This is a genomic window from Billgrantia desiderata (assembly GCF_900108215.1).
GTDB classification, from domain to species: Bacteria; Pseudomonadota; Gammaproteobacteria; order Pseudomonadales; family Halomonadaceae; genus Halomonas; species Halomonas desiderata.
The window spans coordinates 29,750-54,406 of the sequence record NZ_FNVC01000006.1; the positions used below are offsets into that span (position 1 = coordinate 29,750).

At 67.6% G+C, this 24,657-nt stretch carries 25 protein-coding genes; 17 read left to right on the forward strand and 8 right to left on the reverse strand.

The annotated features are described in order from the left end of the window. The first annotated feature begins 19 nt into the window (after positions 1 to 19). The 6 genes from gmk (at position 20) to C4S71_RS07755 (ending at position 4,759) form a co-directional block, all read left to right on the forward strand. Positions 20 to 634: a guanylate kinase gene (gmk, locus tag C4S71_RS07730; protein ID WP_086509067.1), complete on the forward strand. Its 615-nt coding sequence runs from the start codon at positions 20 to 22 to the stop codon at positions 632 to 634. Positions 635 to 767: 133 nt separating this feature from the next. After that, positions 768 to 1,028 (forward strand): DNA-directed RNA polymerase subunit omega, encoded by a 261-nt coding sequence (rpoZ, locus tag C4S71_RS07735; protein WP_010625900.1) that lies wholly within the window; start codon positions 768 to 770, stop codon positions 1,026 to 1,028. Between the two features lie 21 nt (positions 1,029 to 1,049). After that, positions 1,050 to 3,185 (forward strand): RelA/SpoT family protein, encoded by a 2,136-nt coding sequence (locus C4S71_RS07740; protein WP_086509066.1) that lies wholly within the window; start codon positions 1,050 to 1,052, stop codon positions 3,183 to 3,185. Between the two features lie 90 nt (positions 3,186 to 3,275). After that, entirely contained in the window at positions 3,276 to 3,665 is a 390-nt protein-coding gene (locus tag C4S71_RS07745; RefSeq protein ID WP_086509065.1) for a RidA family protein, read from the forward strand. A 6-nt stretch (positions 3,666 to 3,671) separates the two neighbouring features. Continuing rightward, positions 3,672 to 4,184 carry an RNA 2',3'-cyclic phosphodiesterase gene (gene thpR / locus C4S71_RS07750; protein WP_103968759.1) on the forward strand — a complete coding sequence of 171 codons (513 nt, stop codon included), beginning with the start codon at positions 3,672 to 3,674 and terminating at the stop codon, positions 4,182 to 4,184. A gap of 68 nt (positions 4,185 to 4,252) precedes the next feature. Beyond that, positions 4,253 to 4,759, forward strand: coding sequence for an acyloxyacyl hydrolase (locus C4S71_RS07755; RefSeq protein ID WP_103968760.1), 507 nt, complete (start codon positions 4,253 to 4,255; stop codon positions 4,757 to 4,759). Between the two features lie 120 nt (positions 4,760 to 4,879). On the opposite strand, the gene C4S71_RS07760 is transcribed toward C4S71_RS07755, so the two are convergent. Continuing rightward, the gene (locus C4S71_RS07760) at positions 4,880 to 5,752 is read right to left on the reverse strand and encodes an NAD-dependent epimerase/dehydratase family protein (protein ID WP_086509062.1); all 873 of its coding nucleotides are present in this window, start codon (positions 5,750 to 5,752) and stop codon (positions 4,880 to 4,882) included. 77 nt (positions 5,753 to 5,829) lie between these two features. Here C4S71_RS07760 and C4S71_RS07765 point away from each other — a divergent pair, with 77 nt between their 5' ends. Both C4S71_RS07765 and recG read left to right on the forward strand, forming a co-directional pair. Next, positions 5,830 to 6,750, forward strand: a complete 921-nt coding sequence (locus C4S71_RS07765) for a hydrogen peroxide-inducible genes activator (protein WP_086509061.1) — start codon at positions 5,830 to 5,832, stop codon at positions 6,748 to 6,750. Next, positions 6,660 to 8,840, forward strand: coding sequence for an ATP-dependent DNA helicase RecG (gene recG / locus C4S71_RS07770; RefSeq protein ID WP_235014268.1), 2,181 nt, complete (start codon positions 6,660 to 6,662; stop codon positions 8,838 to 8,840). Before C4S71_RS07765 ends, recG begins: the two co-directional genes overlap by 91 nt. 150 nt (positions 8,841 to 8,990) lie before the next feature. On the opposite strand, the gene yccS is transcribed toward recG, so the two are convergent. Further along, complete coding sequence (yccS, locus tag C4S71_RS07775) at positions 8,991 to 11,210, reverse strand: YccS family putative transporter (protein WP_103968762.1); 2,220 nt, start codon at positions 11,208 to 11,210, stop codon at positions 8,991 to 8,993. A gap of 205 nt (positions 11,211 to 11,415) precedes the next feature. On the opposite strand from yccS, the gene C4S71_RS07780 reads away from it, so the two are divergent. The 5 genes from C4S71_RS07780 (at position 11,416) to C4S71_RS07800 (ending at position 16,429) form a co-directional block, all read left to right on the forward strand. Next, positions 11,416 to 12,237: a DUF3100 domain-containing protein gene (locus tag C4S71_RS07780; protein WP_103968763.1), complete on the forward strand. Its 822-nt coding sequence runs from the start codon at positions 11,416 to 11,418 to the stop codon at positions 12,235 to 12,237. Then, positions 12,224 to 12,724 (forward strand): hypothetical protein, encoded by a 501-nt coding sequence (locus C4S71_RS07785; protein WP_103968764.1) that lies wholly within the window; start codon positions 12,224 to 12,226, stop codon positions 12,722 to 12,724. The genes C4S71_RS07780 and C4S71_RS07785 overlap by 14 nt, the downstream gene beginning before the upstream one ends. A 10-nt stretch (positions 12,725 to 12,734) precedes the next feature. Next, complete coding sequence (locus C4S71_RS07790) at positions 12,735 to 13,895, forward strand: amidohydrolase (protein WP_103968765.1); 1,161 nt, start codon at positions 12,735 to 12,737, stop codon at positions 13,893 to 13,895. 99 nt (positions 13,896 to 13,994) lie between these two features. Continuing rightward, a complete protein-coding gene (locus C4S71_RS07795; RefSeq protein WP_103968766.1) occupies positions 13,995 to 14,882 on the forward strand; it encodes an NAD(P)-dependent oxidoreductase in 888 nt (295 codons plus the stop codon). Further along, positions 14,879 to 16,429: an aldehyde dehydrogenase family protein gene (locus C4S71_RS07800; protein WP_103968767.1), complete on the forward strand. Its 1,551-nt coding sequence runs from the start codon at positions 14,879 to 14,881 to the stop codon at positions 16,427 to 16,429. The genes C4S71_RS07795 and C4S71_RS07800 overlap by 4 nt, the downstream gene beginning before the upstream one ends. On the opposite strand, the gene C4S71_RS07805 is transcribed toward C4S71_RS07800, so the two are convergent. From C4S71_RS07805 to C4S71_RS07820, 4 genes are all read right to left on the reverse strand, one after another. Further along, positions 16,426 to 17,355, reverse strand: coding sequence for a LysR family transcriptional regulator (locus C4S71_RS07805; protein WP_086509054.1), 930 nt, complete (start codon positions 17,353 to 17,355; stop codon positions 16,426 to 16,428). The genes C4S71_RS07800 and C4S71_RS07805 overlap by 4 nt on opposite strands. A gap of 49 nt (positions 17,356 to 17,404) precedes the next feature. Then, a complete protein-coding gene (locus C4S71_RS07810) occupies positions 17,405 to 17,761 on the reverse strand; it encodes a hypothetical protein (RefSeq protein ID WP_103968768.1) in 357 nt (118 codons plus the stop codon). A gap of 79 nt (positions 17,762 to 17,840) precedes the next feature. Then, positions 17,841 to 18,119: an HU family DNA-binding protein gene (locus tag C4S71_RS07815; RefSeq protein WP_010625919.1), complete on the reverse strand. Its 279-nt coding sequence runs from the start codon at positions 18,117 to 18,119 to the stop codon at positions 17,841 to 17,843. Positions 18,120 to 18,311: 192 nt separating this feature from the next. Next, on the reverse strand, positions 18,312 to 19,472 hold the full coding sequence (locus tag C4S71_RS07820) for an FAD-dependent oxidoreductase (protein WP_103968769.1): 1,161 nt from the start codon (positions 19,470 to 19,472) through the stop codon (positions 18,312 to 18,314). Between the two features lie 105 nt (positions 19,473 to 19,577). On the opposite strand from C4S71_RS07820, the gene C4S71_RS07825 reads away from it, so the two are divergent. From C4S71_RS07825 to phoR, 4 genes are all read left to right on the forward strand, one after another. Continuing rightward, complete coding sequence (locus C4S71_RS07825; RefSeq protein WP_234277982.1) at positions 19,578 to 20,135, forward strand: chorismate--pyruvate lyase family protein; 558 nt, start codon at positions 19,578 to 19,580, stop codon at positions 20,133 to 20,135. Positions 20,136 to 20,164: 29 nt separating this feature from the next. Beyond that, a complete protein-coding gene (gene ubiA, locus C4S71_RS07830) occupies positions 20,165 to 21,058 on the forward strand; it encodes a 4-hydroxybenzoate octaprenyltransferase (RefSeq protein WP_103968770.1) in 894 nt (297 codons plus the stop codon). Positions 21,059 to 21,141: 83 nt separating this feature from the next. Next, complete coding sequence (phoB, locus tag C4S71_RS07835) at positions 21,142 to 21,831, forward strand: phosphate regulon transcriptional regulator PhoB (RefSeq protein ID WP_086509050.1); 690 nt, start codon at positions 21,142 to 21,144, stop codon at positions 21,829 to 21,831. A 1-nt stretch (position 21,832) separates the two neighbouring features. Further along, positions 21,833 to 23,152: a phosphate regulon sensor histidine kinase PhoR gene (gene phoR / locus C4S71_RS07840; protein WP_103968771.1), complete on the forward strand. Its 1,320-nt coding sequence runs from the start codon at positions 21,833 to 21,835 to the stop codon at positions 23,150 to 23,152. Between the two features lie 21 nt (positions 23,153 to 23,173). Here the strand turns inward: phoR and cysZ are convergent, their stop codons facing one another. Both cysZ and phoU read right to left on the reverse strand, forming a co-directional pair. Then, a complete protein-coding gene (gene cysZ, locus C4S71_RS07845; protein ID WP_103968772.1) occupies positions 23,174 to 23,905 on the reverse strand; it encodes a sulfate transporter CysZ in 732 nt (243 codons plus the stop codon). A gap of 6 nt (positions 23,906 to 23,911) precedes the next feature. Then, a complete protein-coding gene (gene phoU / locus C4S71_RS07850; RefSeq protein WP_103968773.1) occupies positions 23,912 to 24,640 on the reverse strand; it encodes a phosphate signaling complex protein PhoU in 729 nt (242 codons plus the stop codon). Positions 24,641 to 24,657: the final 17 nt, after the last annotated feature.

The following is a 24,657-nucleotide window of genomic DNA, read 5'->3' on the forward strand; positions in this document are numbered from 1 at the left end:
ACATCAGGGACGCACGCTCATGTCTCAAGGTACGCTTTTCATCGTTTCCGCCCCCTCCGGGGCCGGCAAGACCACACTGGTACGCGAGCTGATCGAGAGCCTCGACGGCATCCAGGTCTCGGTGTCGCATACCACCCGGGGCCAGCGCCGTGGCGAGGTGGACGGCGTCAACTACCACTTCGTGACGGTGGACGAGTTCGAGGCGATGATCGCGCGGGGCGAATTCTTCGAGTACGCCCGGGTGTTCGACAACTTCTACGGCACCTCGCGGCCCGCGGTGGAAGCCCTGCTCGAAGCCGGCCAGGACGTGATTCTCGAGATCGACTGGCAGGGCGCCCGCCAGGTCCGCGAGCAGATGACCGATGCGGTGTCGATCTTCATCCTGCCGCCTTCCCGCGACGAGCTGGAGCGGCGCCTGGCCAACCGCGGCACCGACGAGCACGCCACCATCGCCCGCCGCATGCGCGATGCGGTCAGCGAGATGTCGCACTACGACGAATACGACTACCTGGTGATCAACGACGACTTCACCACCGCCCTGCGCGAGCTGCAGTCACTGGTGATCAGCCGGCGGCTGAGCCTGGCGCGGGTGAAGGAGAGCCACGGCCCGCTGCTGGATGCGCTGTTGTCCTAGCCGCGGAGCGCCTGTCCTGGCCCGCAGCCGCTTGTCAGGGTAGCCGAACGTCGAGTAATCTAGTCTGTCCTGTTCCATTTCGGTCCTCCGGCCGCTGCCGTGGGCCCACCACAGTTTTCGGGAAGTACCCTATATGGCGCGTGTCACCGTCGAAGATTGTCTGGAAAACGTCGAAAACCGCTTCAAGCTGGTGATGATCTCCACCCAGCGCGCTCGCCAGCTGTCGCGCGGCTCGCGCGATGCCCAGCTGCCCTGGGAGAACGACAAGCCCACCGTGATGGCGCTGCGCGAGATCGCCGCCGGGCTCGTCGACCATACCGTGCTAGACGAGCCGATCGAGGCACCGGTGAGAATTCGCCGCGAAGGCGAGCCGGGTATCGCTCTCGAGGAGTAAGCTGTCACTCAAGGCGCGCTAATGTTCACCATCGACGACCTGGCCGACAGACTCGGCGGCTATCTTCCTCCCGACGAGATCCAGCAGGTCAAGCGCGCCTTCTACTATGCCGAGCAGGCCCACGACGGCCAGCGCCGGCGCTCCGGCGAACCCTACGTCACCCATCCGCTGGCGGTGGCCAACATCCTCGCCAACATGCACATGGACCATCAGAGTCTGATGTCGGCCATGCTGCACGACGTGATCGAGGACACCGGGGTTTCCAAGGAGGCTCTCGCCGAGCAGTTCGGCAAGCCGGTGGCGGAGCTGGTCGACGGCGTCTCGAAGCTGACCCAGATCACCTTCGAGGACAAGGCCGTCGCCCAGGCCGAGAACTTCCAGAAGATGGTGCTGGCGATGTCCAAGGACATCCGCGTCATCATCGTCAAGCTCGCCGACCGCCTGCACAACATGCGCACCCTGGGTGCCCTGCGCCCGGAGAAGAAGCGCCGCATCGCCCGCGAGACGCTGGAGATCTACGCCCGCATCGCCAGCCGCCTGGGCATCAATACCATCCGCGTGGAGCTCGAGGATCTCTCCTTCCAGGCGCTGCACCCGATGCGCGCCGAGCGCATCAAGCGCGCCGTCTCCAGCGCCCGCGGCCATCGCCGTTCGGCGATCCGCCAGATCCAGAGCACGCTGCAGAAGAGCCTCGACGACGAAGGGCTGGCCGGCACCGTGGTGGGCCGCCAGAAGCACCTGCTGTCGATCTACAAGAAGATGCGCGACCAGCGCAAGCCGTTCGCCGAGATCATGGACGTGTTCGGCTTTCGCATCATCACCGAGGACGTCGACAGCTGCTACCGGATCCTCGGCGTGGTGCACAACCTCTACAAACCGGTGCCGGGGCGCTTCAAGGATTACATCGCCATCCCCAAGGCCAATGGCTACCAGAGCCTGCACACCACCCTGTTCGGCAGCGGCGGCATGCCCATCGAGGTGCAGATCCGCACCCGCGAGATGGAGGCCATGGCCAACAACGGCATCGCCGCCCACTGGCTCTACAAGGCCGGCCAGACCGATCACCCCATCGCCGAGGGCAGCCATGCCCGGGCCCGGGAGTGGGTCAAGGGGCTGCTCGAGATGCAGCGTCACGCCGGCGACTCGCTGGAGTTCATTGAACACGTCAAGAACGACCTGTTCCCCGACGACATCTACGTGTTCACGCCCCGCGGCGACATCATGGAGCTGCCCCAGGGCGCCACGGTGATCGACTTCGCCTACGCCGTGCACACCGACATCGGCAATAGCTGCATCGCCTGCCGCATCGACCGCCACCTGGCGCCGCTCTCGACCCGCCTGGAGAGCGGACAGACGCTGGAGATCATCACCGCCCCGGGGGCGCGTCCCAACCTGGCCTGGCTCAACTTCGTGGTCACCGCCAAGGCGCGCTCGGCGATCCGTCACGCCCTCAAGCACCAGCAGCAGACCGAGGCGGTTCAGCTCGGCCGACGGCTGCTCAACAAGGCCCTGGCGGATTTCGAGACCAGCCTGGAGGAGCTGCCGGAGAGCGTACTGCCGGAGCTGCTGACGGAGCTGTCGCTCAAGGACGAGGAGAGCCTGCTGGAGTCGATCGGTCTCGGCACGCGGGTGGCCCACGTGGTGGCCCGGCGCCTGATCGATCTGCTGCGCGGCGACATGGCCGAGGCCGGCGAGCGTGGGCTGGCCGCCCAGGGCCCCATCGTCATCAGCGGCGGCGAGGGCATGGTGATCAAGTTCGCCCGCTGCTGCCACCCGCTGCCCGGCGATCCGGTGGTGGGCCATCTGTCGGTGGGCAAGGGCATCGTGGTGCACCGCACCGAGTGCCGCAATCTCGACGAATTGAAGAGCGACCCGGACAAGCTGTTCGCCCTGGAGTGGTCCGAGGAGATCAGCGAGGACTTCCCGGTGGCCCTGCGCATCGAGATCGAGAGCCGCCGCGGGCTGGTGGCCGAGCTCGCCAGCCTGGTCACCGACGCCGACGCCAACATCGAGCGTATCGGCATCGAGGAGCGCGACGCGCGGCTCTCCATCGTGCACCTGACCCTGGCAGTACGCGACCGCGTGCACCTGGCCCGCATCATCAAACGCATTCGCAACCTGTCCCACGTCGGCAAGATCACCCGCGTCGGCAATTGAACCCGTTTCGGCCCGTTCGCCGCGCCGGCGGCGAACGGGCTTTTCATTGACCCTTGCCATGCAGTACATGGACACCAAGAGGAGCGCATCATGAGCAACAAGGCCGTGATCAATACCGATAAGGCCCCCGCCGCCATTGGCCCCTACTCCCAGGCCATCAAGGCCGGCAACACCGTCTATCTGTCCGGTCAGATTCCCCTCGACCCGGCCACCATGGAGCTCGTCTCCGACGACTTCGAAGCCCAGGCCCGCCAGGTCTTCATCAACCTCAAGGCCGTGTGCGAAGAGGCCGCCGGCTCGCTGGGCGAGATCGTCAAGCTCAACCTCTACCTGGTCGACCTGGGCAATTTCGCGGTGGTCAACAAGGTGATGGAGGAGTTCTTCGACAAGCCCTACCCCGCCCGCGCCGCGGTGGGCGTCAAGGCGCTGCCCAAGGGGGCGCAGTTCGAGGCGGAAGCAGTCATGGTAATTGGTGATTAAAGAGCCGTGAGGCTCTTCCTGGCACTGAATCCGCCACCCGAGCTGCGCGAGCGGCTCGGCGCGCTGGCGGATATCGCCCATGCCCGCTGCGGCGGAAGGCGCATGCCCGACCCTAGCCTGCACCTGACGCTGGCCTTTCTCGGCGAGGTGCAGGAGGCCAAGGCCGCCGAGCTCGTCGAGTGGGTCCAGGGCCTGGCCACCGAACCCGGCGAGTGGCGCCTCGACGGCTGGGGCTGCTTCCGGCGCCCCGGCATCGTCTGGGTAGGCGGCCGGCAAACCGACCACGGCCTGGCACGGCTGCAGGGCCAGCTGTGGGACGCGCTCGAAGCACGCGGGTTCGGTATTCGCCCCGGCGGCTTCACGCCTCACGTCACCCTGCTGCGCCGCGCCGCCTCGCTCGATCTGAACGGGCTTCCCGCCGTCGATCTGACATGGTCTTATGAACGGGTGGAGCTGCTTCACTCGGTCGTCGATCAGCGGGGCGCGCACTATCGCTCTCTGGCCGCAACTCAGCATTGATGCTGCAAGGATGAAGAGGCGCCGGACAAGCCAACACCAGATTGGCACACAAGAAAAAGGGGAACACTGTGAAACGTAGGAAGAACCTCGCCGCCGGGCTGCTGGCCGGCTTGGCACTGCTAGGCAGCTCTGCCGGGCTGGCCGACCTCTATCTCGACGCCGGCATGACCAGCGAATCGGCCGCCGCCGCCCGTATCGAGCTCGATACGCGTCCCGAACTCGAATTCCTGCCGTCAGCGCTCAGTCTGCGTCTGGCCACCGGTCTGCTGCTGCTGCAGGGCCGCGAGGGCAATCACAACGCGGCCTGGCTGGCCACCCCGGCGCTGCGCTGGACCTTCGGTGAGCAGCGCGGTGTGTTCGTTGAAGGCGGCATCGGCATGGCACTGTTTCTCGAATCGCGCCACGAGTCGCGCGAGCTCGGCAGCGCCTTCCAGTTCCAGGATCGCCTGGCGCTGGGCGGGCCACTGGGGCCCGGCGAGGTCGCACTGAGCCTGACCCATTACTCGAACGGCGGTATCCGCTCGCCCAATCAGGGCTTCGAGGTGCTGGCCATGGGCTATCGCCTGCCGCTCTAGCTCAGATTCAGCCCGGCTCGATACCCCTGCAGGTGTCCGACCAAGCAAACCGGACCTGGAATCGGTAACGCCAACGCAGGCACTTGGGCCCGCGTTGGCGTACCGCAATGACGAGCGGACTCAGACCGGCTCGGGCAGGAAGCCGCCCTCCTTCATGACCTGGGCATAGCCTTCCCGATAGCTGGGATAGCGGAACACATAGCCCGTTTCGCGCAGGCGGGTGTTGTCGCAGCGCTTGCTGGAGCGCTTGCGCAGCGGTGCCTGGATCACCTCGGTGGGCTCCACCTTGAGCTGGCCGGCCAACCACGCCATGACCTCGTGCAGCGGCTCCGGCGCACAGTCGCTGGCCAGATAGAGTTCCTCCAGCGACTCGCCTTGTGCCTCCAGGCCGATCAGGTGGGCCAGGACGCCTGCGCAATCGTCGCGATGGATGCGGTTGGAGTACATCGGCGGCGTTTCCGGCGCGATGCGGCCCTCCAGCACCTGCCGGATCAGGCGGTCCCGACCCGGTCCGTAGATGCCCGAGAAGCGCACCGTGGTACCCGGCAAGGGGCTCGCCCACAGGGCCTGCTCGGCCTCGCGCATCAGCGCGCCGGCAAAGCCCGCCGATTCGGCCGGGGTCTCCTCGTCGACCCGCTCACCCTCCTTCTGGCCGTAGACGCTGGTGGACGAAACGAAGAACAGGCGCTTGGGCGCCTGGTCGCGCCCTTCATAGACCTGCAGCACGGCCTTGAGGCCATCGAGATAGGCGGCCCGGTAGGCAGCCTCGTCGAAACGGTCGGCACTGAGGATGTAGACCACGTAATCGGCGTCGGGCAGCGCGGCCAGCGCCCCTTCGTCGTTCAGGTCGAGCGGTAGCGGCTCGATACCGCTGCCCTCCAGCGCCTTGGCGCTGCGGCGGGCCCCGATCACACGATGACCGGCCGCCAGCAGCTCCCTGCCCAGCACCATTCCGATGTCGCCACAGCCTAGAATCAGTGTGGTTTTCTTCACCTTTCTCTCGCCCCCTGATAAAAAGTCCCTATTGAAAGTCATCTATCGTCCGAGAGGATGCCCAAAGGGCACCAGTCATGACTCTAACAGAACTTCGGTACATCGTAACCTTGGCGCAAGAGCGTCACTTCGGCAGAGCGGCCGAGCGCTGCTTCGTTTCCCAGCCCACCCTGTCGGTGGCGGTGAAGAAGCTCGAGGAAGAGCTAGGCGTGGCACTGTTCGAACGCTCCAAGTCCACCGTGCAGGTCACGCCGCTGGGCGAGAAGATCGTCGAGCAGGCCCAGCGCGTGCTGGAGCAGAGCAGCGTGATCAAGGAGCTGGCCAATGCCGGCAAGGATCAGCTGGCAAGCCCGCTGCGCATCGGGGCCATCTACACCATTGGCCCCTACCTGTTCCCGCACCTGGTGCCGGCCCTGACCCGCAGCGCCCCGCAGATGCCGCTCTACATCGAGGAGGGCTTCACCGCCAGCCTGCGGCGCAAGCTGCGCAGCGGTGAGCTCGATGCGATCATCATCGCGCTGCCGTTCACCGAAACCGATGTGGTGACCAAGCCCCTCTACGAAGAGGAGTTCGAGGTACTGATCCCGGCCGATCACCCTTGGAGCCAGCGCGAGTTCATCGAGAAGGAGGACCTGCTCAAGGAGCGTCTGCTGCTGCTGGGCGAAGGTCACTGCTTCCGCGATCAGATTCTCGAGGCCTGCCCCGCCATCAGCCAGCAGCTCAACAGCCCCAGCAACACCCTGACCGCCGAAGGCGGCTCGCTGGAGACGATCCGTCACATGGTCGCCTCGAAGCTGGGCATCACCGTGCTGCCGCGCTCGGCCATCGGCACCGGCCACTACGAAAGCGGGCTGCTCACCAGCCGGCCGTTCAAGTCGCCGGCGCCATCGCGCACCGTGGCGATCGCCTGGCGCGCCAGCTTTCCGCGTCCCAAGGCCATCGACGCGGTGACCGACGCCATCCAGCTGTGTCACGAGGCGCTCCCCGAGCCCGCATGAGCGCCGACGTCAATGCGCTGGATGCGCCAGTCACCTCCCTGAAGGGCGTCGGGGAAGCGGTAGCGGTCAAGCTGGCCCGCCTGCGCATCGAGAGCGTGGCCGACCTGCTGTTTCATCTGCCGCTGCGCTATCAGGACCGTACCCGCATCACGCCGATCGGCACGCTGAGAGCAGGGCACGAAGCGGTGGTGGTGGGAGAGGTTTCGGCCAGCGATGTGGTGAAAGGGCGCCGCCGCAGCCTGCTGGTACGGCTGCGCGACGGCTCCGGCATCATCAGCCTGCGCTTCTTCCACTTCTCCCCGGCGCAGCAGCAGCAGTTCCGCCCCGGCACCCGGGTACGCTGCTTCGGCGAGGCGCGTGCCGGTGCCACCGGGCTCGAGATCTACCATCCCGAATACCGCCTGCTCAGCGCCGACGCGCCGCCGGTGGAAGACCACCTGACGCCGATCTACCCCACCACCGAAGGCCTCAATCAGGCGCGCCTGCGCTCACTGATCGAACAGGCGCTGGCGCGGCTGGACGAGGCCCCCGAGGCGCTGCCCGACTGGATCGGCGAAGAGCTGCGCACCCGCTTCGGCCTGCCCGAGCTGCACCACTGCCTGCAGACGCTGCATCAGCCGCCCCCCGACGCCGATCCGGAACGCCTCTCCAGCGGCAAGCACCCGGCCACGCGGCGCCTGGCCCTGGAGGAGCTGCTGGCCCATCGCCTGAGCCTGCAGCAGGTGCGCCTGAAGATTCAGGAGGACGGCGCCCCGGCGCTGCCCAGCGGGCGCAGCCTGCAGGCGCGCTTTCTGACTCATCTCCCCTTCTCGCTGACCGGCGCCCAGCGCCGTGTGCTCGACGAGATCGGGGCGGATCTGGCCCGCGAGGTGCCCATGCTGCGGCTGGTGCAGGGCGACGTCGGCTCGGGCAAGACGGTAGTGGCCGCCATGGCGGCACTGGCAGCGATTGCCGGCGACTGCCAGGCGGCCATGATGGCGCCCACCGAGATCCTGGCCGAGCAGCACTACCGCACGCTCAAGGCGTGGTTCGCGCCGCTCGGCATCGAGGTGGCGTGGCTGGCTGGCAAGCTCAAGGGCAAGACGCGGCTCGACACCAAGGCCGCCATCCTCGACGGCCGCGCGCAGATGGTGGTGGGCACTCACGCGCTGTTCCAGGGCGACGTGCACTTCAAGCGCCTGGGCCTGGCCATCGTCGACGAGCAGCACCGCTTCGGCGTGCACCAGCGCCTGGCGCTGCGCGAGAAGGGCGAGGCCGGCGGGCTGACGCCACATCAGCTGGTGATGACCGCCACGCCGATTCCGCGCACCCTGGCGATGAGCGCCTACGCCGACCTCGACGTCTCGATCATCGACGAACTGCCCCCCGGGCGCACGCCGGTGAAGACGGTGGTGGTGCCCGACGAACGCCGCCCCGAGGTGGTGGCGCGTATTCGTCACGCCTGCGCCGAGGGGCGCCAGGCCTATTGGGTCTGCACCTTGATCGAGGAGTCGGACGCGCTGCAGTGTCAGGCCGCCGAGGCGACCCGCGACGAACTCACCGAGGCGCTGCCGGAGCTGGCCATCGGCCTGGTCCACGGGCGCATGAAGCCGATCGAGAAGGCGGCGGTGATGGATGCCTTCAAGAGCGGCGAGCTCGATCTGCTGGTGGCCACCACGGTGATCGAAGTCGGCGTCGACGTGCCCAACGCCAGCCTGATGATCATCGAGAACCCGGAGCGCCTGGGGCTGTCGCAGCTGCACCAGCTGCGCGGACGGGTCGGCCGCGGCTCCAGCGAGAGCTTCTGCGTGCTGCTCTACCATGGGCCGCTGTCGGCCCACTCGCGGGAACGCCTGGCGGTGATGCGCGAGACCACCGACGGCTTTCGCATCGCCGAGAAGGACCTGGAGCTGCGCGGCCCCGGCGAGGTGCTCGGCACCCGTCAGACGGGCCTCGCCCAGATGAAGATCGCCGACCTGGAGCGCGACGCCGACCTGCTCGAACGGGTCGCGCCGCTGGCCGAGGCCCTGCTGGCCCGCCATCCCGAGGCGAGCCGGCCGCTGATTCGGCGCTGGCTGGGCGAGGAGGCCGGACGATACGGCCAGGTGTGAGCCGCTAAGGAAACGCTGCACAAATGTCTGCGCGGGCAAATCGCTACGTTGCGCGGTGCTCGGAATCCTCACATATACCCCATATGCTCCGGTTCCTCTGCTCCGTGCGCCTTGCGCTTCACTCCGCTCGCCAATTTGTTCAGCATTTCCCTAACCGGCGGCGTTCAGGGCCTCACGCTCAGGGCGGTCGCGCATCGCCACCAGCCGCTCGGCGGCCTCGCTCAGGGGCGTCAGCTGACGTGCGACCAGCAATAGCTGACCATGCATGGGCCGGTACTCCTGCTCCTCCTCTTCCGGCGACGGCCGCACCTCCTGCTCCAGGCTCGTCAGCAGGGCTTCGCGCTCTGCCTCCAGCTCCGCCACCGGCTGGCGCCGCTCGAGCCGTTCGGCCAGCGCGGCGAGGTACCCGGCAATCCGTTCGCCGTTCGGCAGCAGCTGCGCGTCGGCCTCTTCGGCATCGAGCCGATGGCGATGGGCGCCCAGCGCCGAGAGGTAGCCCAGCAGCGTATGCGAGTGCACCAGGAAGCGGAAGCCGTCGTCGGCGTCGCGCCGCCGGTAGTGCTCCGGCTCCTGCAGCATGTTGGCCAGCATCGTCGACAGTGCCGCATCGGCATTGTGGGCGTTGCGCCGCGCCAGGCGGTAGGCCAGGTCGTCCTGCTTGCCGCTGGCGTACTGATGCAGGATCTCCTCCAGGTAGCGCCGGCTCGCCTGCAGCGCCGCGGCAGCCTGGCGATGCAGGCGCCGGCCCTGCCAGTCGGGCAGGATCAGGAACACCGCGGCCCCGGCGATCGTGGCGCCGATCAGCGTATCGAAGAGCCGCGGCCAGATCAGATCGAAGCCGTCCCCCACCTGATTGAAGCTGCACAGCACCAGCAGCGTGATCGCCGCGGTGGCGATCACGTAGTGCCTCTCCCGCGTGGCGAAGAAGGTCACCCCCGCGGCTACCGCGATCAAGGTCTGCAGCAGGGGGCTCGGGAACAGCGTGATCGAGACCCAACCCGCCACCAGGCCCAGCACGGTGCCGACGATACGCTGGGACAGGAAACGCCGGGTGGCGGCAAAATTGGGGCGGCACACGAACAGCGTGGTGAGCAGGATCCAGAAGCCCTGCGTCGGATGGATCAGGTGCAGTACCCCGTAGCCGGCCAGCAGCGCCACGGCCAACCGCAGCCCATGGCGGAAGGTGGGTGAGGCCACCGTCAGATTGAGACGGATACGCTCCCAGGCATCCTTCACGCTGCCGGGCGAACGGTCGAACAGGCTGGTGTCACCGGGGCTCGAGTCGCTGTCGGGATTGTGCGCCAGGACCAGTTGGCTCTCGAGACTGGCCAGGTTGTCGGCCAGGGCGTTGAGCGGCGGCATCAGCTCGCGCCACGCGGGGTTGCGCATGCCTTTGAGATGATCGATGGAAGCGCGCAGATCGGCCAGCGCCTGCTCGCTCTGATCGTGCTCGAAGGGCTGATTGAGCAGCAGCGCCTTGGCCAGCCGCCGGCACGCCTGGCCCTGCTGGTCGAGCAGGCGCTGGCAGCGGAACAGCACGTCGTAATGGAAGAAGGCCTCGGTCAGCCGCGCGTAGGGGTAGTGCGAGGAACTGGCCCGCTCGTGGATGTCCTGGGCGATGAAGTAGATGCGCAGGTAGCGGTTGAGCTTGCCCTCGCCGCGCTGCCCCTCGAGGCGACGGAAGATCGTTTCCTTGGCCAGGTTCAGCGCCTCCACCACCCGGCCGTTCTGTCGCGCCAGGGCCAGACGTCGCGCCTCGACGTCGACACCGCGCAGCGGCTCGAACAGCTTGGCCTTGAGCATCAGGTAACGGGCCAGCTCACGGTAGAGCCGGGCCATGCTCTGCTTGACCGGCTGACGCGAGAACAGCGCGCACCACACCACCGAGATCGCACCGTACCAGGCCGCTCCGGAGAGGATCAGCAGCATCTGACTCCAGTCGCCCGCCTGAGGCACGCCGCCGTGGTGCTCGATGTTGATCATGGTGTAGATCGACAGGATCAGCGTGCCGGAGGCGATGGTGGCGTAGCGCTGCCCCACGGCGCCCAGCATCACCAGCACGAAGGTCGCGAGCCCCAGCCCCAGCGCGAACAGCCACGGCCAGGGAAACAGCCAGCGCACGATGAGCGAGGCGGCGGCAAAGCAGATCAGCGTGACCACCAGCGCCTGCAGACGGCCCTGCCAGCTGTCGTCGGTCTCGGAGAGGGCGCTGGCGATGATGCCGAGGAACAGCGGGATCACCAGCCCGATGTCGGCCAAGGCCCAGCTGAGCAACAGCGCCCCGCTGAAGGCGAGAAAGACCCGCAGGCTGTAGGCGAACTTGTCCAGCGTCCACAGACGCCGCAGCGACAGGGAGAGGGTGGTCGGCATGTGTTCGGCTTATGGTGGAATGACCATCGTCATGTTACTCGACGCTAGACTTTCGTATAAAGCCAAACCTTTCTTCGGCGCCGAGCCGCCCGTTCCCATGGGCACTGGGCCAAGCGTATCAAAAAGCAGAACACCGGCCACCTATCATTGGAACACCCTCCTTTCGATACTCGAAGACGTCCCCTAACACGACAAGGACAACCCAATGGACATGAAGCTGCTGCTCAACTGGCGCCTGCACCTGACGGTGATACTGGCGTCCCTGCTCGCCGAGTGGATCGGCATTCTGCGCATTCCCCTCGGCCCCGGTACCCTGCTGCTGCTGCCGCTGTTCTACGCCTTCATCATCGGCGTGCTGTTCAATCCTCACCTGTTCTCAAGCATGCAGCGGGTCATTCCCAAACCGGTCAGCAACGCTGCCGGGCCGCTGATCATGATCTCGATCCTGCCCTTCATCGCCAAGTTCGGCTCCACCATCGGGCCGGCCATCGAGCAGATCATCGCCGCCGGGCCGGCCCTGATCCTGCAGGAGCTGGGCAATCTCGGCACCATGCTGCTGGCGCTGCCCTTCGCCGTGCTGGTGCTGCGCATGGGGCGCGAGGCCATCGGCGCCACCTACTCCATCGCTCGCGAGCCCAACATTGCCATCATCTCGGACAAGTACGGCCTGAGAAGCCCGGAGGGCATCGGCATCATGGGCGTCTATGTGGTGGGCACCATGTTCGGCACCCTCTACTTCGCGCTGATGGCCGGCTATCTCGCCTCGCTGGACATCTTCGACATCCGTGCCCTGGCGATGGCCTGCGGCGTGGGCAGCGGCAGCATGGTGGCGGCCTGCTCGGGCGCCCTGGCCGAAGCCGCTCCCCATCTGCGCGACGACCTGCTGGCCTTCTCCGGCGCCAGCAACCTGCTGACCTACGCCACCGGTCTCTACGTTTCCCTGTTCATCGCCCTGCCCACGTCCGAATGGCTCTACAAGCGCCTCGGCGGCGCCACGCTCAAGGAGGCTCGCAATGAAACCCTCTGATACCACTGCATCCGACACCGGTTTCGACGCTTCCGCCCTGCAGGAGCTGCGCCCCGAGCAGCAGCTCGCCAAGACCGCGCTGCTGCTGGCCGTGGTGTGCGTCGCCGCCTGGATTGCCAACATCGTCAACGGCGCCCCGCTGCACCAGGCGCTGCCCGGCATGGTCATCCTCTACGGCATGGTGATGATCGGCCTGCTCATCGGCCGCTTCGCGCCGTTCTACCTGCCCAGCGTGGCCTGGGTCTCGCTGGTCAGCATTGCCATGACGCTGCCCTTCTTCCCCGGCAGCGGCTGGATCGTCGGCCAGCTCAGCCACGTGAACTTCCTCGCCGTGGTGACCCCGGTGCTGGCCTATGCCGGCCTGGCGCTGACCGGGCGCGAGTTCGCCATGTTCCGCCAGACCGGCTGGAAGCTGGTGATCGTCTCGCTGCTGGTTTTCACCGGGACCTTCGTCGCTTCGGCGTTCATTGCCCATTTGGTTATCTGAGGAGCCGCTCATGGATGAAAGCCTGCTGCCGACACCGGAACGCCTCGCGGCCTGGCGCCACGACTTCCACCGCCACCCGGAGACCGCCTTCGAGGAGCATCGCACCGGCGCCCGCATTGCCGAGCTGCTGCGCCAGGCCGACCTCGAGGTCGTCACCGGACTGGGCGGCGGCACCGGGGTGGTGGCGATACTCGACGGCAGGCGCGGTCCCGGGCGGGCCATCGGGCTGCGCGCCGACATCGATGCGCTCGACGTCGAGGAGGCCAACCGCTTCGCCCACGCCTCCCAGGTGCCGGGCAAGATGCACGCCTGCGGCCACGACGGCCACACCACCATGCTGCTGGGGGCAGCCTTTGCGCTGGCCGCCGATCCCGACTTCGCCGGAAGGGTATATTTCATCTTCCAGCCGGCGGAAGAGAGCGAAGGCGGCGGCCGCGTGATGGTGGAGGAGGGGCTCTTCGAGCGCTTCCCCATGGAGGCCGTCTACGGCCTGCACAATTGGCCGGGGCTCGCCGTGGGCGAGGCGGCGGTACACGACGGCGCGGTGATGGCCGCCTTCGACGTCTTCACCCTGAGGCTCAGCGGGCGCGGCTGCCATGCCGCCATGCCCCACCTGGGCAGCGACACCATCCTGGCCGCCTGTCAGCTGGCCAGCCAGCTGCAGGGGTTGATCAGCCGCGAGACGCCGCCCCACCAGAGCGCGGTGCTCAGCATCACCCAGTTCCACGCCGGCGACGCCTTCAACGTGATTCCGGAGACGGTGGAGCTGCGCGGCACCCTGCGCTGCTTCGACGGCGAGCTGCGCGCCTATCTCGAGCGCCGCTTTCGTCAGGCCGTCGATGCGCTGGCCGGCTTTCACGACCTCAGGGTCGAGCTCGACTATCAGTCGCGCTACCCCGCCACGATCAACGCACCCGAGCATGCGGCACGCTGCGCCGGGGTGCTCGAAGCGCTGCCGGGCATCACCCGCGTGCATCGCGACCTGCCGCCGAGCATGGCCTCTGAAGATTTCGCCTTCATGCTCGAGGCCTGCCCCGGCGCCTACATCTGGCTCGGCAACGGCGTGGAGAGCGCCGCCCTGCACAATCCGCACTACGACTTCAACGACGCCATCGCCCCGCTCGGCGTGGCGTACTGGCAGGCGCTGGTCACGACCCTGCTCGACGACTGACGGCGCCTTTCGCCACTGCTTCCATGGCCGCAGCGTCGCTGCGGCCCGGATCGACGCGCCTGCCAGGCACGACATCCTGCATCTTCTTGAGGAACGAGCATGAGAATCTGCGTTATCGGCCTCGGCCAGATGGGCGGCAACATGGCCCTGACCCTGCAAGCCGCCGGCTTCGACGTCACCGGCAGTGACCTGTTCGACAGCGCCCGCCAGCGCCTGGCCGACAAGGGGCTGTCGGTGGTTGCCCCCGACGAGCTGCCACCGAGCGACGTCTACCTGCTATCGCTGCCCACCTCGGCCCAGGTGCGGGAGGTGATCGAGACCGCCCCCGGCCTGCTCGGCCTGGCGCCGAAGGGCAGCGTCATCGTCGATACCTCGACCTCGGATCCGGTGGTCAGCCGTGAGCTGGCCGCCAAGGTCGGGGCCGCCGGGCTGGCGTGGCTCGACGCCCCGGTCAGCGGCGGTCCCAAGGGGGCGGCGACGGGCAGGCTCGGCATGCTGCTCGGCGGCGAGACGGCCACCATCGAGCGGCTGGCGCCGATGCTCGAGGCGATGTCGGCCCGCTACACCCACGTCGGCGGGCCGGGCAGCGGTCATGTAGTCAAGCTGGCCAACAACTACCTGTGCGCCGCCCACCTGCTGACCACCGCCGAGGCGGTGGCCATGGCCGCCCGCGCCGGGGTCGACCCCGCCGCCTGCCTGGCCGGGCTCAACAGCGGCTCGGGGCGCAGCGCGGTCAGCGAGGTCAACTTCCCCGAGTGGATCCTCTCCGGGCGCTTCGACTCCGGCTTCACCACCGGCCTGATGCGCAAGGACCTGCGCCTGGCCCGTAACGCCGCCGAGCGCCTCGACATGCCGCCGGGCCTGCTCCAAACCGTGGTCGAGGCGTGGCACGCCGACCCCGAGCACCCCGCCGACGGCGACGACTTCAACCGTATCGCCGGCGCGCTGCTGGCTGCCGCCACCCCCGCCGAGGAGAGCGCTTCATGAACCGTCTCAATCGACAGGCCCGGGAGCGTCTCTCAGCGCTGCTCGATGGCTTCGAGCTGCAGGGCGCAACGCCGCTCTCCAACTGGATCGACGGTACCGCCTGCCCGGGCGAAGGCGAGACGATCACGCTGATCGATCCCGCCACCGGCGAGGCGCTGCTCGACTACCGCGATGCCGGCCCGGCCCTGGTCGAGCGCGCCGTTTCCAGCGCCAGCCGGGCGCAGCAGGCGTGGATGGCGCTCACCGCCAGCGAGCGCGGCCGGCGCATGAACGCCGCCGTGCGCGGCCTCGAAGGCCACGAGGAGGCGCTGGCCCAGCTCGAGAGCGTGGTGGCCGGCAAGCCGATCCGCGACTGCCGGGGCGAGGTCGGCAAGGTGCGCGAGATGTTCGAGTACTACGCCGGCTGGTGCGACAAGCAGCACGGCGAGGTGATCCCGGTACCCACCAGCCACCTCAACTACGTGCGCCACGTGCCCTATGGGGTGGTGGGCCAGATCACGCCCTGGAACGCGCCGATGTTCACCTGCGCCTGGCAGCTCGCCCCGGCCATCGCCGCCGGCAATGGCGTGGTGCTCAAGCCCTCGGAGCTCACCCCCTTCACCTCGGTGGTGATCGCCCGGCTGCTCGAGCGCGGCGGCCTGCCCAAGGGGCTGGTCAACATCGTCAACGGCCTGGGGCCGAGCACCGGCGCGGCGCTCACCGGCAGCGAAGGCATCGGCAAGTTGGTGTTCGTCGGCTCGCCCCAGAGCGGTCGGCTGATCGCCGAGGCCGGTGCCCGGCGGCTGGTGCCGAGCGTACTGGAGCTGGGCGGCAAGTCGGCCAACATCGTCTTCGCCGACGCCAGCCTCGATGCCGCCGTGGCCGGCGCCCAGGCGGCGATCTTCGCCGCGGCGGGACAGAGCTGCGTGGCCGGCTCGCGACTGCTGGTCCAGCGCGAAGCGTTCGAGGAAGTGACCGAGCGGCTGGCGCGCGCCGCGGCCGGGATCGAAGTCGGCCTGCCCGGCGACGAGGCGACCCGCATGGGGCCGCTGCAGAACGCCCGCCAGTACGCTCACGTGACGCGCATGATCGAGGACGCCGTGGCCGCCGGGGCGCGGGTGATCGTCGGCGGCAGCCGCCCGGCAGGATTGCCCGAGGAGGCACGGGGCTACTTCCTGGCGCCGACGGTGCTGGTCGACGTCACCCCGGAGATGGAGATCGCCCGCGAGGAGGTGTTCGGCCCGGTGCTGGTGGCGATGCCCTTCGACGACGAGGCGGACGCCGTGCGCCTGGCCAACGCCACCCGTTTCGGCCTCGCCGGCGCGGTGTGGACCCAGGACCCGGCCCGCGCCCACCGCGTCGCCGCTCAGCTGCGCGCCGGCACGGTGTGGATCAACGGCTACAAGGCGATCAGCGTGATGTCGCCCTTCGGCGGCTTCGGCGACAGCGGCTTCGGCCGTTCCAGCGGCCTCGACGGCCTGCGCGAGTACACCCTGCCGCAGAGCGTATGGGTGGAGACCGCCAGCGAAGCCAGCGTGGCCATGGGCTACGGCAGCGGCGTGGGTTAACGGGTAGAGGTCGAATCGACGTTCTGGAAGGCCTGCATCCAGCGCTGCAGATGACGCAGCAGCAGGATGCTGGCCTTGGGCTGCTGGCGCCCGATGCGGGTCACCATGTGGGCCTGGGAGCGCTGGAACAAGGGGTCGTCGACAGGGCGTGCCACCAGACGCCCTTCGGCCAGATCGGCGGCCACGGCAAAGGCCGGCAGCAGGGTGATGCCCATGCCGCTGCGCACGTACTGGGCGAGAATGGCCATGGAGTTGGTGTTCATGGCCATGCGCGGCCGCAGCCGCGCCTGATGGAACGCCTCGTCCACCATGTGGCGCACCTGGTGGCTGGGGTCCCACATCGCCATGGGTGCCTCGCTCAGCTGCGCCAGGGTCAAGGGCTTGGTCTCTTCGGCCAACGGGTGCTCGGGCGGCAGAATGGCCATCAGCGGCTGCGGGCTCGAGACCCAGAAACGCAGCTGGTGATGGGTGCGCTCGTGAAACATCAGGCCGATATGCGCCTGCTCGTTGATCACCGCCTCGATGATGCCCGAGGTACCAGCCAGGTGGATGTCGATCTGAATGCCGGTATAACGCTCGGTGAATTCGCGCAGCGGCTTGGCCACCAGGTCGCCGACGAAGCCTTCTCCCACCACCAGCGATACGGTGCCGGTCTCCAGCCGCTGATAGGCTTCCAGCGAGGCGATGAAGCTCTCGTCCAGGGCACCGCGGCGCTCGCAGTATTCGAGCAGCATCTCGCCCACCGGGGTGGGCCGAATCCCCGTGCGCTTGCGCTCGATCAGCGTGGCGCCCAGCGCATCTTCCAGCAGGCTGATCTGTCGGCTCACCGCCGAGGGTGCGATATCCAGACGAGCGGCAGCCTGGCGCACCGAGCCCGACTCCAGGGTGACTCTGAAATAGACCAGACGCTGGTGGGGTATGTCCACGTCATGTTCCGCCGATTGAAGGCTCGATGATACGTGAAATGGTGAGAGTTCAGAGGTGCTTGAGCAGTTTCTGCAGCTTCTTGAGGTCGCCCGAATCGCCCACCAGACGTACCTTGCCGGCCATCATGCCGTCGAGAAAGGCCTGCTGGGTCGGCTTGCGCAGCACGCGAATGGCGGTGGCTTCATCGTCGAAGCGCAGCTCCAGGTCGAGGTCTACCGGCAGCCCGGCGCCTACCTGGATGCCCTGGGGGGTCATGCGGTAATGACGGGCTATGGAGAGGTCTTCGGTGGCGATGCCCCAGTCGAGACTGCGCATCTCGGCGAGCTGCTCGCGAAAGCGCGGCTTGCGACGCAGCGCGTGTTTCAGCATCCATCCAAGCAGCCACAACATCAGACGCAGCTTCATGTCGAATCCGTTTCGAGCAGGTGGTGGGGGTACCGCGGCCTGACGAGGCAGGCCGCGCCGGGTGCGATCCGTATTCGGATCAACCCTTGCCGACGGCGTCCTTGAGCCCCTTGCCCGGCTTGAAGGCAACGGTCTTGCTGGCCGGGATGGCCAACGGCTGGCCGGTCTGCGGGTTCTTGCCGGTGCGAGCGGCGCGCTCACGCACGGTAAAGGTACCGAAACCGATCAGGGAGACATCCTGCCCCTGGGCCACGCTGCCGGTGATCTCGTCGAGAATGACGTTGAGCACCTGGCTGGCCTTGTCCTTGGATAGTTCCGCACGCTCGGCGATTGCCGCGGCAAGTTCTGGTTTACGCATACAGCCCTCCTGATATGGCTATATCCCGGCAATATGCCGGTATGTTGTTATTCACGATCAAGTTGATGACGCCTGCCACTTCCCTTGGGAGAGCCCGCCCCCTTGGTTGGGGTTCTTCCCCTGCTCATGAAGTATCAAGCGCGGCGATCATCGACGCACCGAGCAGTGAAGCCGGCCGGAGCGATGACGACACTAGCCTAGCAACGGCGGCGTTGCCCGCGCCAGCTCAACTTTCCGCTTCACGCAGCCTCCTGTCAACGCAAAGCCGATCAAACGTTCGTCTTGATCTTCGGCAAGAGCGACCAGATCGCGTCCTTCGCCTTCCACCCGCCAGCGTACCGGTGTCTGCAGCGGCGGCAGGGCCACCACCGGCAGCAGGGGGGTCTTCACCAGTACCGGCCAGGCGCCATAGCTCACCGGGGTGGGCGTACCGGCAAGCGTACGCGCCAGCACCTTGGCGCTGGCCTGCAGCGGCTGCACGTACATGGCATTGACCCCGTCCACGCAGGCCACGTCGCCGAGGGCGAAGACACCGGCGGCCGAGGTCTGCAAGTAGCGGTCGACCTGGATACCCGCGGGCCCGGCCTGCAGACCGGCCGCCTGGGCCAGTTCGATGCGCGGCCGCAGGCCGGTGGCCAGCAGCACCAGATCGGCCTCCAGTACGCTGCCGTCGTCGAGCTCGAGCCCCACGTCGCTGCCGCTCTCTGCCAGCCGCTGCAGGCCGTGCCCCAGATAGAGCCCCATGCCGGCCTCGGCAAAGGCCTCGCCAAGCGCCTTGCCCAGAGGCTCCGGCAGCAGGCGCGGCAGCGGCGCTCGCTCGGGGGCGACCAGGGACACTGCATGACCGCCAGCGATCAGGTCGTTGGCGAACTCGCAGCCCACCAGGCCGGCACCCACGATGGCCACTCTGGCCGGCCGCCCCAGCGCCTCGAGGGCGGCATGAAAACTCCGATAGTCGTCCAGGTCGTTGATGCTGAACACACGCTCCGCGATCGCCTCGGGGATGGCGAAAGGCGTACCGGGGGCCGCGCCGGTGGCCAGCACCAGCTCGCTCCAGGCCAGCCGCTCCTCACCGATGCGCAGACTGCGCGCGTCGAGATCGATGGCATCGACTCGGGTGTGCGTACGCACCACCGCGCCCAGTTGATCGGCCACCTCCAGCGCGGAGCGCGCGGCCAGCCGCTCGGGAGGCAGGCGCTTGGCGAAGCCGGTGGAGAGCAGCGGCTTGGAATAGTCGTCGCCGCTGTCGGCGGTGATCAGCGTCACGGGACGTTCGGTATCCAGGGTGCGCAGCTGCTTGAGCAGGCCGATGCCTGCCATGCCGGATCCGATGATGGTCAGAGGAGCGGTCATGGGGTCCTTGTCTCGCACGGGGCCGCCGGCTCGCGCCACGGCTCGGTCAGATTCGTTCAGGTCGCATGGTACACTATGCGCCCCTAGTTCGACCGGAGAGTGCAGGTGAACCGCAACCCCACGGCGCACCACGGCAAGCCCCCCCTGACCCTGGCCTGGCGCCCTCTGGCCGCGGGCCGGCCGGCCATGAGCCCGGCCTGGTGGGCCTGGGTGGCGACCCGCGATTCGCTCACTGCACGCCTGATGGAGGCCGGCCACGGTCGAACCTTCCGCGTGCGCCTGCTCGAACAGCGTCTGGGGCGGCCGCGGCCCGACGAGGCTCGTGCCATGGGCTTGCCGCTCGACCGCATGGCCTGGCTGCGGGAAGTGGCCCTGTGTCTCGATGGGCGTCCCTGGGTGGTGGCTCGCTCGGTAGCCCCGCTGGCGCAGCTGCGCGGGCAGCGCCTCGAGCGGCTCGGCGAGCGCTCGCTGGGCAGTTGGCTGTTCCGTCAACCCGACCTCGAGCGCGGCCCCATCGAGATCACTGCCACGCCGGCCCCCTTTCACCCGCTGCCCGGCCCCTGGGGACGGCGCTCGGTGTTTCGCCACCGCCGTTTCGCGGTGCTGGTGCAGGAGTTCTTTCTCGACGCCATGGCGGATGAACTGCAGCTGCCGACACGCTAGGATGATCGGCATCGAATGAGGAGGTACCGATGGATCGCTCCCTGATGCGCCCCAAGGGGCTGGCCCGCCTGCCCGACTTCCTGCACCTGATGCGGCTGGACCGGCCCATCGGCACCTGGCTGCTGATGTGGCCCACGCTGTGGGCGCTGTGGGTGGCCGCACAAGGGCTGCCCGAACGGCACCTGCTGCTGATCTTCGTGGCCGGGGTCTACTTCATGCGTGCCGCCGGCTGCGTGATAAACGACTACGCCGACCGCCACTTCGACGGCCACGTCAAGCGCACCAAGGACCGCCCCCTGGCCACCGGCCGCATCAGCGAACGCGAGGCCAAGGGCCTGTTCGCCGGCCTGGTCGCCTCGGCCTTCGTGCTGGTGCTGTTCACCAACCTGTTTACCGTGATGCTGTCGCTGGTGGGCGTGGCGCTGGCCTTCATCTATCCGTTCATGAAGCGCTATACCCACCTGCCCCAGCTGTTCCTCGGCGCGGCATTCTCCTGGGCCATTCCCATGGCCTTCGGCGCGGTGCTGGGCCACGTGCCGTTGGAAGCCTGGCTGCTGTTCGCCGCCAACGTGGCCTGGACGGTGGCCTATGACACCGAATACGCCATGGTCGACCGCGACGACGACCTGAGGATCGGCATCAAGTCCACCGCGGTGCTGTTCGGCCGCGCCGATCGCGTCATGATCGGCCTGCTGCAGCTGATAACCCTGGCCCTGCTGGGCTGGGCCGGGCTGCGTCTGGGCCTGGGCGTGTTCTTCTGGCTGGGCCTGGCGGGCATGGCCGCCACCTTCCTGCACCAGCAGTTCCTGATCCGCGGTCGCGAGCGCGAGCGCTGCTTCCAGGCCTTTCTCAACAACCACTGGTCGGGACTGCTGGTATTCGCCGGCATCGCGCTGAGCCTGTGGCCGGTTACCGGCGTCTAAAGCCGCTGGCGGCGGTGTCATGCAAATGTCATGATCACGTGGTGAGATCGTCACCGACCCGTCACTGACCGCGAGGCCTCGGGATGACCGCCAAGACCGTTTTGATCGTCGATGACGAAGCGCCGATCCGTGAAATGATCGCGGTGGCGCTGGAGATGGCCGACTATCGCGTGCTGGAAGCCGCCAATGCCCAGAGCGCCCACAGCATGATCGTCGACAACCAGCCCGACCTGCTGCTGCTCGACTGGATGATGCCCGGCACCAGCGGCATCGAGCTGGCGCGCCGGCTCAAGCGCGAGGAAGCCACCCGCGAGCTGCCCATCATCATGCTCACCGCCAAGAGCGAAGAGGACAACAAGATCCTCGGCCTCGAAGCCGGTGCCGATGACTACATCACCAAGCCCTTCTCGCCGCGGGAGTTGGTGGCCCGGCTCAAGGCGGTGCTGCGCCGGACCACGCCCAAGGGCGTCGAGGAGCCGGTGGAAGTGGACGGCCTGGTGCTCGACCCCGTCAGCCACCGGGTCAGCTCCGATGGCAAGCCGCTGGAGATGGGCCCCACCGAGTACCGCCTGCTGCAGTTCTTCATGACCCACCAGGAGCGTGCCTATACCCGCAGCCAGCTGCTCGACCAGGTGTGGGGCGGCAACGTCTATGTGGAGGAGCGCACCGTGGACGTACACATTCGCCGCCTGCGCAAGGCGCTGGGCGATGCTCACCAGCATCTGGTCCAGACCGTGCGCGGCACCGGCTACCGCTTCTCCAGCAAGGGCTGACGTGCGCCTCTGGAGCCATGAACTCTGGCGCCTTGGCCTGCTCGCTGTCGCCGGCTCCCTCGTCGGCTGGCTGTTTTCCGCCCCCGGACTCGGGCTGGCCCTCGGGCTCGCCTTGCGTCTGGCCTATCATCTCAAGCAGCTGCACGCCCTGCGTCGCTGGCTCACGCGTAACCCGCACAGCGAACCGCCCGCCGCCACCGGCCTGTGGGGCGAGCTGTTCGATCGTCTGTACCGCTACCAGAAAGGTCAGCGACAGACCCAGCAGCGCCTGCAGACCACCCTCAAGCGCATCCAGGAATCCTCGGAAGCGATGCGCGACAGCGTGGTGATGCTCGACCAGCACGGCGACCTCGAATGGTGGAACAGCGCCGCCGAGCGCATGCTGGGGCTCGAGGCCGCCCACGACCGCGGCCAGCACATCACCAACCTGATCCGCGACCCGCGCTTCGTCACCTATTTCAATGCCCGCGACTACCGCGAGCCGCTGACGCTGAGCTCGCCGGTCAACGAACGCATGGTGCTGCAGTTCCAGATCACTCTCTACGGCGACGACGAGCGCCTAGTGATGGCGCGGGACATCACCCGCCTGCACCGGCTGGAGGAGATGCGCCGCGACTTCGTCGCCAACGTCTCCCACGAGCTGAGAACCCCACTGACGGTGCTGGCAGGCTACCTCGAGACCTATGCCACCTATGCCGAGCAGCTGCCGCCGCGGCTGGCGCAGGGGCTGACCCGCATGCAGGAGCAGACCAGCCGTATGCAGAACCTGGTCAACGACCTGCTGCTGCTGTCGCGCCTGGAGATCGATCGCGGCGGCGAGGACCACCTGCCGCTGGCCATGGACGCCCTGCTCGAGGAGGTACGCCGCGACGCCCAGGCGCTAGCGGCGGGCCGCCAGCAGGTGCACATCGAGCTCGAGGAAACCCGCCGCCTGATGGGCAGCGATGCCGAGATCCACAGCGCGCTGTCCAATCTGGCCTTCAATGCGGTGCGCTACACCCCCGAGGGCAGCCAGGTCGTGCTGCGCTGGAAGGCACATCCCAAGGGGGCGTGCCTCGAGGTGCAGGACGACGGCGAAGGCATCGACCCGGTCCATATCCCGCGCCTGACCGAGCGCTTCTACCGGGTCGACAAGGGCCGCAGCAGCGAAACCGGCGGCACCGGCCTGGGGCTGGCCATCGTCAAGCACGTGCTGCTGCGCCACGACGCCTATCTGGAGATCGAATCCCGCCCCGGCCAGGGCGCGCTGTTTCGCTGCGTCTTCCCCGCCGAACGGCTGGTGGCGGCCGAGACGACCGCCGATCCCATTGCGAACCGGTAACCTTTTCGTCCCGATGGCGGTTCAAGGGGCTGCGACATCCCCCTCGCCGCGATAGTGGCGGTCCCACATCAGCACGGCGCCGGCCACGGCGCCGGGCAGCAGGAAGAGGTTGGCCAGCGGGATCCAGGTGATCAGCGTCACCCAGCCGCCGAAGGTGAGGGTCTGCCAGGCGTGCGCGCTGAGGCGGCGGCGCATGTCGGCAAAGGTCACCTTGTTGTTGTCCATGGGGTAGTCGAGGTAGGTGATCGCCATCATCCAGGCCGAGAACAGGGCCCAGAGCAAGGGGGCGAACACGTTCAGCGCGGGTATCCAGCTGATCACGAACAGCGCCAGCGCCCGCGGCAGGATGTAACCGAGCTTGACCAGCTCGCGACCCAGCGCATCCACCGCGGTACGCGCCAGGCCGCGGTCGTCCAGCGGCGGCCGGCCGGTGACCTGCGTTTCGACCTTGGCCGCCAGGAAGCCGTAGAAGGGTGCAGCGATCAGATGGGTCACCAAGGTAAAGGTGAAGAACACGATCAGCACCAGGCTCAGCACGAACAGCGGCCACAGCAGCCACTCCAGCCAACCGAGCCAGGCCGGCACCATGGCCATCCACGCCTCCAGCCAGCCGCCGAAGCGGGTCACCACGTAGTAGAGCATGGCCGTATAGACCGTCAGGTTGACGGCTATCGGCGCGTAGACGTAGCGGCGCAGGCCGCGGCGATAGACCAGCCGCGTGCCGCGATTGAGTGCCGTGAAGGCATCCAGCATGGCCCCTCAGCCCTTGCGCTTCAGCGCATCCTCGTCGATCTTGTCCGGGTCCATGTGGCGGATATCGAGCCCCTTGACCAGATAGATCACGTACTCGGCGAGATTGTCGGCGTGGTCGCCGACCCGCTCCAGCGCACGCAGAATCCACATCACGTTGAGCACCGGGCCGATGGCGCGGCTGTCCTCCATCATGAAGGTCATCAGCGAGCGCATGGCGCTGCCGTACTCATCGTCCACCGAGTCGTCCTCATGCACCACCTGCAGAGCCAGCTCGGTGTCGAAGCGGGCGAAGGCGGTCAGGGCGTCGCGCAGCATGCGCCGCACGTGCTCGCTGATGTGGCGCACCTCGACCAGGCCACGCACGTTGTTGCCGCCGTCGATCAGGGTCAGGGCGTTGCGCGCGATCTTGCTCGCCTCGTCGCCGATGCGCTCGAGGTCGGCGGTGGCACGGATCACTGCCAGCACCAGGCGCAGGTCGGAGGCGGCCGGTTGACGCCGCGCCAGCACCCGCGTGCATTCGTCATCGATCTTGAGCTGCATGGCGTTGACGTCGCGGTCGCGGTCGCGCACCTTCTCGGCCAGACGACTATCGCCGTCGAGCAGCGCCCGGATCGCCTCCTGGACCTGCTGCTCGACCAACCCGCCCATGGTCATCAGTTGGGTCTTGAGGGCCTCCAGCTCCTGGTTGAACTGGCGGGAAATGTGCTGACTGTGAGTTTCGCTAGTGATGTCCATGGTGCTCTCCTCGGGCG